Annotated in this window: 7 protein-coding genes; 4 read left to right on the forward strand and 3 right to left on the reverse strand. The window is 68.1% G+C overall.

The window, feature by feature from the left end; all coding sequences use genetic code 11:
- Window positions 1–232: 232 nt before the first annotated feature.
- Window positions 233–1,216, reverse strand: a complete 984-nt coding sequence (locus tag AC07C1_RS34825) for a hypothetical protein (protein ID WP_478945687.1) — start codon at window positions 1,214–1,216, stop codon at window positions 233–235.
- Window positions 1,217–1,218: 2 nt separating this feature from the next.
- On the reverse strand, window positions 1,219–1,482 hold the full coding sequence (locus tag AC07C1_RS34830; RefSeq protein WP_478945689.1) for a hypothetical protein: 264 nt from the start codon (window positions 1,480–1,482) through the stop codon (window positions 1,219–1,221).
- A 622-nt stretch (window positions 1,483–2,104) separates the two neighbouring features.
- Between AC07C1_RS34830 and AC07C1_RS34835 the strand changes: the two genes are divergently transcribed.
- From AC07C1_RS34835 to AC07C1_RS34850, 4 genes are all read left to right on the forward strand, one after another.
- Window positions 2,105–3,073 carry a lipase family protein gene (locus tag AC07C1_RS34835; RefSeq protein WP_478945691.1) on the forward strand — a complete coding sequence of 323 codons (969 nt, stop codon included), beginning with the start codon at window positions 2,105–2,107 and terminating at the stop codon, window positions 3,071–3,073.
- Window positions 3,074–3,249: 176 nt separating this feature from the next.
- A complete protein-coding gene (locus AC07C1_RS34840) occupies window positions 3,250–5,163 on the forward strand; it encodes a vWA-MoxR associated conflict system protein (protein ID WP_478945693.1) in 1,914 nt (637 codons plus the stop codon).
- Window positions 5,160–6,170 carry an AAA family ATPase gene (locus AC07C1_RS34845; RefSeq protein ID WP_470781541.1) on the forward strand — a complete coding sequence of 337 codons (1,011 nt, stop codon included), beginning with the start codon at window positions 5,160–5,162 and terminating at the stop codon, window positions 6,168–6,170. Before AC07C1_RS34840 ends, AC07C1_RS34845 begins: the two co-directional genes overlap by 4 nt.
- Window positions 6,163–10,140: a DUF3427 domain-containing protein gene (locus AC07C1_RS34850; RefSeq protein ID WP_478945696.1), complete on the forward strand. Its 3,978-nt coding sequence runs from the start codon at window positions 6,163–6,165 to the stop codon at window positions 10,138–10,140. Before AC07C1_RS34845 ends, AC07C1_RS34850 begins: the two co-directional genes overlap by 8 nt.
- A gap of 238 nt (window positions 10,141–10,378) precedes the next feature.
- On the opposite strand, the gene AC07C1_RS34855 is transcribed toward AC07C1_RS34850, so the two are convergent.
- A complete protein-coding gene (locus AC07C1_RS34855; RefSeq protein WP_478945698.1) occupies window positions 10,379–13,483 on the reverse strand; it encodes a hypothetical protein in 3,105 nt (1,034 codons plus the stop codon).
- Window positions 13,484–14,017: the final 534 nt, after the last annotated feature.

Consider the following 14,017-nt stretch of genomic DNA (forward strand, 5'->3'; position numbering starts at 1 on the left):
CAGAGGCGGCAAGTGAGTTGTGAAGGAAAGATCGAGCACCAGCCCGGCGGCAGCCGCCGCTAAGCGTGAAGCGACCGCTCCACCAAAAATGTAACGCTTACTGCCCAGTTTAGCTGACGGTACATAATATGGAGTGAAGTTTGTAACGCTGAGATTGGCCGCGGGTGAGCACGGCCGTCACGCGCCCTGGCCTGTCCCGATGGGTGGATGGCTGAGTTCAGAGACCGGCGGGTCAGCTCGGGACTCGGGAGCTGTCAGGCGCGATCGGCACCGCGCCCGTGGGGGTGACGCGCTCCACCAGGGCTTTCAGTTGGGCGCGGAGGCCGGCCTGCTCGGCGGTCTGCGTCTGCCTTTCATCCTCATCCTCGGGCTCATCGTCGTCTTCCGAGTCGTCCCCGTACAGGTCGTACAGCCAGTCGTCCGCGGCCTGCTGGAACGCCCTCTCGCGCATCCGTTCCTCGTAGTCCTCGTACGTCTCGTCCGGATGGATCTGCCCGGTGCGGCGCTTAATCTCTTCGTCGCGCTCGCGGCGTTCGAGGTACTCCTGCACGGCAGGGTCGGCGTCCGCACACACGTACCCTCCCCCTCGCCGGAGCGGCTCGGGCGGTCGCTGGCGGTCCTCGATACGGTCGAGGACCGCGTGCCACTGGGCGGCGTCCGCGAGGCTCACGTCGAAGGCTTTCAGGAGCGCGGACAGCTGCTCGCGGCTGGGCAGGACCTTCCCGTTCAGGATCAGGTGCGCTGTCGAACGCGGCACACGGTGCCCGTCGGCCTTGGTCCCCTGCTCGATGGTGCTGTAAGAGGGTCGGCCGGCCCGCAGGCGCAGCCGCGTCAGTTCCTGGCCCAGGGCAGCCGGGGTGCGGACCTGCCGGGTCCGTCGGCCCCGGCCGGACAGGTGGGGGCGGGCTTTCTCGATCGCGGCTGCCTTCCAAAGGCTCCGGGTTTTCGCTTCCCGCCACTGCGTCGAGTAGCTGCCGGGGTCGCCAGCAGCACGGGCATAGGCGAGGACGGTCTCGAGCGGGGGCAGGTGGGTGCCGCGGGCGGCCTGGCTGAGGGTGGAGGCTCCGCGGTACCCGGGCGTGTTCGGTGGGCCGGTGCGCTCGGACAGGGTGGCGTAGGTGGTACGGGTCTCGTCCTTGAGCTGGCGCAGGTACGCGGCGAGGGCCCGTAGTCGGGGGTGGGCGCCGGCGGCGACGGGTTTGGTGGGGCGGCCCATCGTCACCGACTGCGGCGGCGGGAGGGCTTGGCGGGGTCGCTGGGGCGGCGGCCGGTGATCAGGTCGGCCACGGCGGCGGCCACCACGACCAGTGCGGCCGGAACGGGTCGGTTGCCGGCGGCCAGTGCGGTCGATGCCAGGACGACCACGACGATGACCACGACCTCGGGGATGCCCAGCCGACTCGGCTGGGTGCGGGCGGGGAGGTGGGTGGCGCAGGACGCTGATGGCTCGGGGCTGGCGGCGGGCAGGGACAGGGCGGACATGAGCAACTCCAGGCACGTAGGGGTACGACACCCAACTCGGGTGTCATGGGGTGTGATTGGTGCGGGGTCGTATCCCGCTGTCGATGCGTCAATGGTGCCCTCGCCGAGGCTCTCGCTGCCAGTCTGATCGGCGCCCGTTCAGGCCGACGTGTTCACCGTCCTGAAACGCGGATACTTCGTTCGTCCCTGCTCAGACCCTCTGGAAAATAGAGTTAACCCGAAACCGTCCAGGGCCTGAGCCGTCCCGGGTGCAGCTGGCCGAGGCCGTGTTCGTCTTCTTGCATGCGCCTTCGGACTGCCCGCGGTTCTGTGGGATGTGTGTCTGTCGACGCGGCTGGCTGGCAACCGCCGCGCCCCGGGAACCGTAGCCATCTCTGCTGCCCCCGCTGCCCGGAGTCGTCAACACCCACTGACTGGGGCTGGAGTTGGACCAGTGTCGGGGCGCAGGCGGCGGCGCGAGGCTTGCAAGCGCCACGGCGGTCACGTTCTCCGCAGCGTTCGCGACCGGTCGCGTCGACCAGCTGTCAGAATCGTGTTCCTCATGCGCGGCGCTTCAAGTACCGTCCTTGGCCCCGCACAAGGCAGGATGGCCTTCGCACAGTAAGGCCGGGGGAGGCTCGTGGTGGGGACAGCGAAGCCGCAGCTCGTGTTCGTTCACGGGATCGGCGGACTCCGCAACGCGGAGGCGGAACGACAGCAGTGGCTCCGAGCGTTGGCCACCGGCGTGCGGGCCGCCGGACGGGCGGAGTTAGTCTCGGCGCTCACCCAAGGCTGGCTGGCGGATGTGCGTTTCGCTGATTACAGCGATCTGTTCAACACCCAGAGAGCTCAGGGAGGCGCGCTGAGCGGTGAGTTGGACCCGTCCGACGAGCAGGTGCTCTCCGGCATGTTGGAAGCGATGGTGGATGAGCTCGCCGAGCAGTTTCCACCGGATACCGATACGCGCGACGCCAGGGTCATCGAACAGGCCCGCCACCATCTCGGCGCGCTCTCATCCGGCAGCCGGACGCAGGGCGTGGGCGAGTTCGCACGGCGACTGGTCTGGGTGACCACGACGCTGCTGCAGCTGCCCGGTCTTCGCCAAGGTGCGCAGTGGGTGAATGGTCAGGCGTTCGCGCTGCATCTCTCCCAAGTCGCACGCTACTTGAACCGACACGGTGACAGAGCTGCTCTGGGCTCGTCCATCCGCTCCCGGGTGTTGGAGGGACTGGATCCTGCTCGTTCGCTCGTGGTGGTCTCACACTCCCTGGGCACCGTTGTGGCCTACGAAGCCCTGCACGAGTATGAGGGCCCGGTCGCACTGTGGGTGACGCTTGGTTCCCCTCTCGCGCTCGGCGGCATGGTCCTGCAGCGTTTGGTGCCGCGACCGCCGTCCTGCCCGGAAGAGGTGGGGGCGTGGCACAACTTCTGGGACCGAAACGACGTCGTGGTGGGACGTCCACGGCTGGCGGACTGGATCGCGCCGAGCAGCAGGGGGGTGAAGGCGCAGACCGCGCCCGTGAAGTCCGGTGGGGTGTGGACCCATACGGCTATCAAGTACCTGGAGCACGCGGAGGTGGCCGGGCCGATCGTGGGGGCTCTTCTGCCGTGAAGGGCCGCGTCACATCAGCGGTATCCCGTCATGTGCTGGTGGTCGGCGCCCAGTGCAGGGGCGCGGAGGAACTGCCGGGCTTAGAAGGAGCGGCGCGCCGTCTTCACAGGGCGCTGGTGGACCCGGATCTCGGTGCCTGTCTGGACCGTGGTGAGGGCGAAACAGGGTCATTGCTCGTGGGCACCGCCCTGGGCAAAGCGGTTGTCGAGAAGGCCCTCGCCGCTGCAGTCGGCCGGGCGAAGGAGGACGGCGGCCCGCTCGTTCTGGCGATGCTGGGCCATGGAATAGGTGGCTGCGGTGGCCCGCTGTACTTCGTCACCTCGGGCAGCACGCAGGACGGAGCGATTCACCAACTGGATGTGGCCTCCACGATCGGTGCGGTGACGAACGAGCCCGGACTCGGTGGTCTGATAGCCGTCGTCGACACCTGCCACGCGGCCGCCGCGCTTGTGAGTCCGCAGTCCGTGACGGCCGGGCTCCAGCAGGGCAGTCTGCGTCTGTCGGTTCTCTTCGCCGCGTCCGCTCATCTGCCGGCATGGGACATGAATCTGAGTGTCCAACTTGCCGAACTGCTGGAGAGCGGGGTGGCGAATGCAGGGGAGTTCTTGGCCGTCGACGCCCAGTTGATCAAGGAACTGCGCAGCCGTATCCGCACCCAGGAGCCCGGCGGCTTCGTGTTCGACGGCGCTCCTGTGTCCGGTGAATCGCTGTGGCTGGCCCACAACGTCCAGGCCGCCGTGCGACGCTCCGCCAGCTCTCTCGGTTCCGTGGCGTACGAGAGGTTGCATAAGCTGCTGCGCCCGATGGAAGGCACGGAAGGCATTCACAGCAGGGAACAGCTCACGCACTGGCTCGGCGGGCTGGGGCAGGACCATTTTGGCCACCCCGCCGTCCAACGCATCCTGGAGTTCGATCGCGATCTGGACCTCTGCTCTTCCGCCGTCGCCGTTCTTGAGGAGACCTTCGGGAGCGCTCTGACCGACGACTTACTCCGCAAGGCGGCGGCACGCGCCCGATTCCCGCTGGAGGTGGTGGTCCGGGTGCCCTGCCCTTCCCTGCGTGACCTGGTGGAGCACGCGGTCCTCGACCAATCGGCCGTCTCCCCCGCAGGACAGCGCCGGACGCTGGTGCATTTCGTCGCCGCCCTTGCCCACCTGATCAGTCCAGAGGATGTTCTTCCGCGGCAACTGACCGTCTGGGCGGCCAAATCGGGTGCTGCCGCCGCTCTGAACAGTCGGCTGAAAGAACTGCGCGGGACGACACCCCGTCTGGTCCTGGTGGTCGCCGACGATCGCGGTGAGGACGTCGTCCGTGTGGACGCATCGCTTCTCTTCGGCTCGGCCGTGGTGCACACCGCAGAATTCCCGTGCGAGCCCGGGCCGCGCGCCCTGGTGTCCGCACTGGATGAGGCCCGCCTGTGGGCTTTGTCCTGGCTGGGGGCAGCGGGCGAGCGGCTGGTGCCGGTCGATGTGTCGGTCCCGACCTCCCTGCTGCTGGATTCCCCGCCGGAGGAATGGCGAGTGGTCCGCGGCAAACGCATGCTGGGCGTCGACTACGACGTCACGACCCGCTGGTCGGGGCTACTCACACCCCCGCCCGGTGTCCCCCTCGACGACATGCTGCACGCCGGCAGCCAGTTGCTGTCCTCCTTGCAGACCAGGGCTCAAGCCGGCCCGTCGTGGCTCGACTCCGATGATCTCAGGAGCGTTGAGACGCTGCAGGAGTTACTCAGCCGTCGTCGTACGGGCGGCTGCGTATGGGGAGTGAGCACTCTGCCGGAGAAGGACTTCGACCTCATGCTGGAGGAACTCCTCATCCACACCCCGGCCTTGATCTGGCCCCGGCGTGGGAGCGTCCCCGACACGCGGGCGCTTCAGGATGCGGTCGCGGAGCACTGGCAGTCGCTGCCGGAGAAACTCGTCCGCGCCTTCCAGGAGCAGTTGGAGAACAGCCTTGGTGAGGGCGTTCCCGGTCATCTGGCTGACATCCGTACGACATGGCACGACGCGCACTGGCAGGACTTCTGCCAACGACGCGCCGGGCGGGCGGTCGTCGCCCCACAAGACGTGACGCCGAAGGAGCAAGCATGAACTGGACGCCGTACTACACGGGTACGGGGAGCATCCCCGAGCAGCCTCAGACGCTGCCTCCCCCGCCTCCGTGGCGCGCGCCGACGGGCAAGGCCAGCGCGCCAGGCCCGGCGCAGTCACCTTCCCCGGCAAGCACCTACCGGGCGGACCCCGGACTGGTCGACGCGGTCAATGCCGCGCTCCATCTGCGTCGGCCCCTGCTGCTGACCGGGCCGGCCGGCTCCGGGAAGTCCTCCGTCATCGAGCAGATCGCCGCCGAACTCGGGCTCGGGAGTGTGCTGCGCTGGCACATCACCTCCCGCAGCACCCTCGCCGACGCGCTCTACCGCTACGACGCCCTGGGCCGCATCCACGCCTACAACCTCCGCGCCATTGACCGTCCCGCCGCTTCCAGGAACGGGCGGGCTGCGCGCCGCGCCATCCGTGCCGCGCGCGACGGCATCGGGGACTTCGTCCAACTTGGCCCTCTCGGGACTGCCTTGCTGCCCGGTGGCCTCCCCCGCGCCCTGTTGATTGACGAGATCGACAAGAGCGATCTCGACCTACCGAGCGACCTCCTCGACGTTCTGGAACGCGGTCGCTTCGAGATTCCCGAACTTGCCCGACACTCAAGGAGCCGAGTCACCGTCCGCACCGCCGATCCGGGCACCCGGCATGACATCGACAACGGCCTGGTGGAGTGCGAGGAGTTTCCAGTCATCGTCCTCACCAGCAACGGGGAACGTGACTTTCCCGCCCCCTTTCTGCGGCGCTGTGTGCGGTTCGACATGCCCGTTCTCACGGTCTCGACCCTCACCAGCATCGTCGAGGCCCACTTGGAGAGGGCCGAGGAAGACACCACCCATACCCTGGTGAACGCTTTCGTGGACCGGCTGAACCGCGGTGAGAACCTCGCCGTCGACCAGTTGCTGAGCGCCGTCCATCTCCTGCGCGGCAACCGCATCCAGGACGACCAGCAGCGGACGCGGCTGCAGGAGCTGCTGCTCCAAGGGCTCGGGCGTGGCTGAGAACCGGGCCGCACGGCTGCTGGCCGCCCTGGCCCACGCCGACCTGGGCGACCTCAGCGACAGCGCGAAGGGAGACATCCAGGAGACCCTCGACGCTCTTCTTCTCGCCGCCGCCAGATCCGGCGCCAGCCGGATTGGTGATATGGCCACTGATCCGCCTCCGGCCGCCAAGGAGACATCTCCCAACGCGTCCCTCCTGCCCGAACCGGAAACCGACGACTCCTGCGATGATCCGCCGGCCCCTGAACCCGGTTCAGACACAGGCGATCTTGGCGCCGCCGAGGTCTGGCTGAAGGACGACAACGGCAGCCACTCGATCCCCGGCAGTCCTCTGAGTATCGGCCGCGCCCCGGCCCTGCCGAACGCTCTCGACATCGGCCGCGCCCTGCGTCCGCTGCGCCGCTTCCGGCCGTCCCAGGTTCACCGGCGTCTCGACCTGGGCGCCACCGTCGATCACTACACCCAAACCGGTGTGCTCGTCCCCCAGCTCACGCCTGCCGCAGAGCTCTGGCTGGAGGTCGTTGTGGTTGTGGACCGCGGCACCTCCATGGCCGTCTGGGACGAGACCTCACTCGCACTCACCAAGGTGCTGCGCACCCTGTCCGCCTTCCGCAGCGTCCACGTATGGCATATCGAGCATCCGCCGCAGGCCGAACCTGTACTCCGCAACCACCACGGCCGGCTCCTCCCCATGGACCCGTCCGACCCCCGACATATCCAGCCGACCCACCGGCTCCTGCTCGTCGTTTCCGACTGCGCAGCTCCCGCCTGGCGCCAGAACGACCTGTGGCAGACGCTCCACACGTGGGGTCGGACAGCCCCCGTGGCCTTGATCAACCCGCTTCCCAAACGCCTCTGGCAACGCTCCGGTCTCGACCTGCCGCGGACCACCGCAACCGCCTCCGTCCCGGCATCCCCCGGACGGCTCCTCTCCTACCGCCGTCCCCGCCTCTTCCGCGACGACGCCCCAGGGACACAGCCCTGGCAGGCATTGCCCGTGCTGCCAGTGGATGCCCACCAGATCCTCGCCTGGGCACGCGCCATGATGCGTACCGACCCGAGCGGCTGCGAGGCCGTCCTCGTGCCGGCCTCAGGGCGCGTGCCCTCCAGGAACCGCAGTCCACGATCGAGTGCCACCTCGCCCGATGCGCCGGTGACCGACACACAAGTCTCAGCCGCGGCAGAGGCCTTCACGGACAACCTGCGCTCCCCCGCCGTCCGACTGGCGATCGCCGCCTCGTCACTCGACGTGTTCACACTCCCCGTTCTCGACGTGCTCCGTGAGCGCATCGTTCCCGACGCCGCCCTGGCCGACACCGCGGAGTTCCTCACCGCCGGCCTGCTCACAGCGACCCGGCACCAGGACGCAGACATCGTGTACCGGTTCCACCCGGCCGCTGCGGAACATCTGCGCGGGCTGCTGAACCGCGACCAGGTGTGGGACACCCACTTCGCCCTCACCGAGCATCTCGCAGCCCACCCTCAGGCCCCGCACGGAATCGTCGCCGCACTTTACTCACCCACGAGCCAGGAAATGCTGCCCACCGGGCTCCAGCCTGTCGCCCAAGCGGCTGCGGCAACGGCGCGGCTCCTCGGGCTCGAGTCCACCGAGCCTCGCTCCGGCCCCGACGAACAGGCCAGCCTCCCGGTCGAGTCCTCCAATGGCGAGAACGACGACACCCAGCAGGCTCCTGCCCCAGCTATCCCAGACGATCCCCCAGAGCCGGAACTGGACAGGGAGGTCGCCCCGGACGGCCCCCAGATCGACGGGGCGGTCATGTTGCATGTCCACCAGCGCGACATGCTTGATCGTCTGCACGCCGAGCGCGAGATCCACGGCCGGCACCGCAACCTCCTCGTCGCTCCCCCCGGCACCGGCAAGACTTTCATGGCCGCCTTCGACTACAAGCACCTGCGCGAGCAGCACCAGCGGGACCTGCGCCTTCTCTTTATCGCGGGCACCATGGAAGCACTGCACCAGGCGCACCGGACCTACCAAGGCGTCCTCACGACGCCAGGGTTCGGAGAGCGCCTGTACAGCGGGGAGATCCCGGGGCGTTGGAATCATGTGTTCGCCACTTGGCACTCCCTCGAACGGGTCCCGGACGAGCTGCCACCCGATCACTTCGATGTGATCGTCGTCGACGAGTTCCACGGGGCAGGATCGCCGGCTTTCGCCAACGTCCTGGAGCGCTTCGCGCCTATGGAGTTACTCGGCCTCTCGTCGGCTCCCGAGCGGACGGACGGCCCGAGCATCCACGATGCGTTCTTCGACGGTCGTATCGCTGCAGAGATGCGGCTTCGGGACGCGCTGGCCAGTGATCTCCTGTGCCCCCTCCACTACTTCGGCATTGCAGACGGCACCGACCTTCAACCACTGGGCTGGAAGCAGGGAACGTACGACGCGGCTTCACTGAAAGCCGTGCTGACCGGCAACGACGCACGAGCGCGGCTGGTCGTCAACGCTATCCGGGACACGGTCCCTGATGTGAAGGCCATGCGAGCCGTGGGCTTCTGCGTGTCCGTAGCACACGCCGAATTCATGGCTCAGTTCTTCCGCTCCGCCGGCTTCCACGCCATGGCCCTCACGTCGGCGACTCCCGCGGCAGAGCGTGAGGGAGCACTTTCCTCCCTCAGGAACGGCGACTTGCAGGTCATCTTCAGCGTCGAAATGCTCAGCCACGGCTTCAGCATCCCTGAGGTGGACACACTGCTCCTCCTACGCCCAACGTCGAGCGGCGTGCGGTTCCTGCAGCAGCTGGGTGTCGGCCTTGCTCGCTCCCCGGGCAAGCGGGTACTCACCGTGCTCGACTTCATCGGGCACCACCGAAAGGAGTTCCGCCTCGACATCCAGTTCCGGGCTATGACGCATCTGACCGGCAAACGGCTGCTCGACCACGTCGAGCGCGACTTCCCCCGACTCCCCAGCGGCTGCATGATCAGCCTTGACGAGAAGGCCAGGATTCTCGTCATCGAAAACCTCCGGGAGCAGATGCGGAGCACCGTCACCGACACGGCCCGCGAAATTGCCCAGTACGGAGAGCTGGGCCTGAGGCCATACCTGCAGCAGAGCGGGCGGGAACTCACGGACCTCTACCGCGGCGACGGCACCTGGACCGGGTTCCTACGCCGTGCCGGTGTGCTTGAAGGCGAAGCTCCCGAAGGAGAGACGGCGCTGCTCAAACGGGTGCGTTCCTTTCTCCATGTGGACGACCCGGAACGCGTGCAGGCCTACACCCGGATGCTGGAGGACGACGCTCCCCTCTACAACGATCTCGACAAGCGAGGCCAGGCGTACGCTCGGATGCTCTTCTTCCAGCTATGGCCCCGCGGAGGCGCTGAGCACGCGGGGGCCAACGGCTACGAAGAGGGATTCGCGACTCTGCACCAACAGCAAGCGGTGCGGAGCGAGCTGCGTCAGGTACTGGCACACAACCTGGAAAACGCCGAGCGCGTTCCGATCCCTCTGACCGGAATCGGCGACGGGCACAGCGTCCCTCTCACTATCCATTCTTCATACACCCGTGCGGAGATGTTGTCGGCGCTCGGACTGGCCCAAGTCGGTGGCCTCGCCCCGGCCAGCTTCGCTCAAGGAGTTGCGTGGTGCGAATCCGTGAAGACTGACGCGCTGTTCATCACGTTAGAGAAGAACGACGAACCAGTCTTCTCGCCCCAAGGCCGCCTGCGAGACTACGCGTTGAGCAAGACACTGTTCCATTGGGAGTCCCAGAGCGCCACTTCCGAGACCTCACCCACAGGGCTGCGGTACCGGAACCACGTCGAGATGGGTACCAGCGTGCTTCTCTTCATACGCCAGTACAGGAGCAGCGACATCGGGGGCACTCAGCCCTGGGTCTTTCTCGGGCCTGCCGAGTACGTCGGGCACACAGGCAGCAGGCCGATGGCCATCCGGTGGAAGCTGAGGCACGAACTCCCTGCGGACGTCTGGTCCTACGCCGGCATTTCTTGATCTGAGACGCAGCCCCGCAAGGACGCGGCTGGCTTCCCGGCCTGGGGCCCTTTCCGAACTGAAGGAACTACGCGACCACCAGGGCGGCCCAGCACCGGTGCTGGGCCGCGGCCTCGGCAACCGCGGGCGCCTGGGGGCCGCCGCGGACAGGTTTTCTGGCGTCGGCCCCCGGGGTCACAGCGCCCTTGGATCAGTGCCGAGGGCGAACATGGTCACGTCTGTCTCCGGGGGAAGCAGGTCAGGCACGTCCTCGATCAGGGGTCGTGTCACCTTCCGGGGCCGACCAGCCGAACGGGTCCATGTGCTCGATGTCGTCCGTCCAGTAGCCGTACCGCTCACCGAGTACCGACAGCAGTGCCTGAGGGTCGAGCGGGCCAGGGCGGACTGCGAGGCCGAGGCCGCGCGCGGTGCTCACCGCAGCCACGGACAGGTGTGAGCGCAGGGCACGTTCGGTGAATGCCTCTGCAGGAACAGGCGGGGCGTCGGGACGCTCGGGGGCCTGCATGGCGGCGAGGATGCGAGCTCGGTGTTCCCGGGAATCGCCCGGGGAGGGACGCAGGCCCTGCTGCTGGGCGCGATGGTTCCCGGCGGCGTTGGCGATGGCGGTCAGCAGGTGCCAGTCGCGCCATCCTTCCTGCCTCAACTGCGTCGCTGTACGCCGGAAGCCGGGGTCCGCGGCCAGGCGGGGAAGGGTGTAGCGCACGATGGGGAGCAGGTTGGCATAGCGGTTGCGGACGGTGTCGAGGGCTGTCTCGTGCTCGTAGCCGGGCCCAGGCCCGGTCCGGGCCAGCAGGGCAGTCGGTTTCGCCTGGCCGCGCGGCGTGCCTGCTCCGACGGCCGGGTCGGCGAGCGCAGCCATCGTCTGGTAGTCGTCGGCCCTCAGGAAGTCGGCCAGTTCGTCGTAGGGGCGGCCGACGAAGAGCTTGTGCCAGAGTCCGCCAGCGAGCGCCTGCTCGACGAGGTGCATGAATGCCTCGTCGGAGAGCAGCGACTGGGAGAGCACCACCTTGACCAGGGCGGTGAGCAGACGGGACGGTTCTGTTTCCAGGCCAGCGGAGGCAGTTGTGGGCAGGCGCAGCCTCCACCGGTTGGTGTCCCGGTCGGAGCTCTGGTCGCAGACGGCGGGCTGGTCGTGGGGCAGGGTGGCGTCTGCGCGGATCTCGACGCTCAGACTGCCGGGCAGGAACAGCGGGTCTCCTACGGCGAGTTCGCCGAGGAACACCTGGAGTGCTGCGGTGTAGCGTTCCGCAGCCAGCACCGACAGCCGGTCGTTCGGGCAGGTGATCTCCCAGTCGACGCCGAGCGCGTTCCAGGCATAAGGGCGTGTGGGACCGACGTCGCTGAAGGGCCGTCCCGCACCGTGTGCATCAGCCTCCTCGGCGTACGCCTCTTCGGTTGTGGTGGGGATGTCGGCGGTCGGGGCGAGCATCTCGTCGATGATGGTGTCGATACCCACCGAGGCGGTGATCGCGCGGAGCAGGGGGACGAAGCCGGGGCGCACCGCGCTGGCCACGCGCAGGGTGAGCGCCTGGTCGGCCATCATCTCCCAGACGTAGGGGTAGCGTTCGTTGTTGTACGGCTCGTCGCAGTAGTCGGTTTGTGCCATGAGGCCGATGCAGAACAGGCGGGTGGCGGAGATCCAGTTTCCGGCTTGGCGGTCGTACTGGGCGGCATGGATGATGCCGCGTGGGACGAAGCAGCTGAGCTCGGGGTTAGGCGCGGACTTCGCGGCGGTGGCGGCTGCGAGCGCGTACTGCTTGGCGGCGATGGGCAAGCCGAGTTCGCTGTAGAGGCGCGCGCACAGCAGCAGCATGATCAGGCCGCCCTCGAGGGTGTCGCCGCGCAGCCAGTTGGCCCTGGCTTCGTGGATCTCCTGGAGTGCTTGCGGGATACGGCCGCTCTTGATCAGAGCGTGGCCCCGGGACTGGGCGCGTTCGCCGCGTGCACTCTGGCCGGTGACCCGGTCGGTTGCCTGATCGAGCAGGTCACGGACCTCCCGGTACAGCGGGTGGTCCACCAGTACGGGGGTGAGGTAGTCGAAGAGGTCTGCGGTGTGCTCGATGGGGAACAGCGGTGCGTTGTCCAGGTGGTGGCCGAGCCGGAGCAGGATGTTCATGGCGGTGTCGAGGTCCGTGAGCGGCGGCCGCGCCTGGAGAGCAGGTACCGGTTCACCGGCTTCCACCGCTTCGAGGACGGATGCGGTGACCTCCGCGACGGTCGGCAGGTCCTCGGGCACGGATTCGAGGTCGGCGGTCATGTCGGTGTGCAGGGCTAGGCGGGCCCGCATGGCCAGCAGATGGGCCATGGCGTTGGCCGGCGGGCCCGCGTCCAGCAGGCGGTCGGTCTTGTCGGCCAGCAGGCGCTGCCAGCCGCACAAGTCGTCCGCGGTCAGCGCGGTGAGATTGCGCAACAGTGCCCCGAATCCGTATCCGAGGAGCACGACGGCGTCCTCGAGGATTCCCGGGTCGGTGAGGGTGTCGTCGGCGGTGACCGTGTCGAAGAAATCGCGGGCCAGTTGGTCCGCCGGGCGCATGTCGCCGAGGCCGCGCAGGGTTGCCACAACGATCTCGTAGCGGGCCCGCAGAGCGGTGTGGTCCCCCGCAGCGGCGGCCAGCAGGGCACGTGTGTGGCCGATCCATTCCGGCAGATCGGCCCGGGCCTCGTCGTGGAAGGTGGCGTGGCGCAGCGGGCCCCGCAGGTCCACCAGGTCGCCCAGGGTGCGGGCCGGCTCGTCGTTGGCCTGCCATCGCCGGCGGGCTTCGGCATACCAGTCGGGCAGTTCACCGGCTCCGTCCGGGCGCGGTGGAGTGAGGTCGGAGGGCAGGTGGAGGTACTGGACGGCGAGGTAGAACAGGTCGTAGTCGGCGAGGTGGAGGGCGAGGGCGGCCGCGTCCCAGATCTCCAGGTCGACCTGGTGCGTCCGAGCGGCTTCGTCGATCAGGTCGTGCCGCTTCCCGGTGGGCACGGCGGTCACCGTGAAGTAGATGACGCGGTCAACGGGGGTGCCCTGCCCGCAGATCGATGCCAGGTCCTTTCGGATCTTGCCGGGGATGTCGGTGCTTTGGATGGTGCAGGCCATCACCACCCTCTGGGTGGAGGCCAGCGACGCGAACAGGGACGTGCCGGGCAGCTCCCGGGGGATGTCGCTGCAGTGGCTTTCGGCGTCCCGGCCCTGGTCCCCGCCGGCGCTGACGGGGCCGGTCGCCGGCAGCAGATTGCTGGTGATCCTGCGGCGGGCCAGGCCCAGGCACAGGGCCTCGAACTCGTGGTGGCTGTTGCTCTCGCCAAGGGTGCCCAAGGCGAAGCGGATACGCTTCTCGAGCTGGACGGCATCGTCACTCACGTCGTTCCCCCTGGTCTCACAGCCGCAGTCACGCACGACCAGTGTCCAGTACCCCACTGACATCCCGGGGCATGCAGGCGTCTGCGGTGCTGAGTGCTCATGCGCGTCATGTACCGGCACCCCCGTGGGCTGAGCCTCGGCAACGCGCGGTGCGCGAGGATGGGGCCATGGCTGACGGCCCCGCTGCCCCTGATGCGCGCCCCGTACAGATCCCCGCGCGGATCCACGCAGTGGGGCCGGGCTGGCGACATCTGCTGGAACGTCTGCATGAACAAATCCACGCGCCCTTCCCCGGCTACCGTCTCCTCGATCTCAAGGAGAAGCTCGGCGGCCTGCGCGTCTACGTGGAAGAGCCGCCGGGCAGCGGCGACACCCTAAGGAGCCTGATCGCTCCGGCCGAGGTGGAGGCGGAGCGCACGTGTGAGTTCTGCGGCGCCCCCCGGCCGCATCCGCACCCGCGACGACTGGCCGGGAGGATGGCGCAAGAGCATGTGCGACAGCTGCCACAGCGACTGGTCGGCACGCCGCATCATG

It is taken from the genome of Streptomyces sp. NPDC045022 (assembly GCF_056432605.1).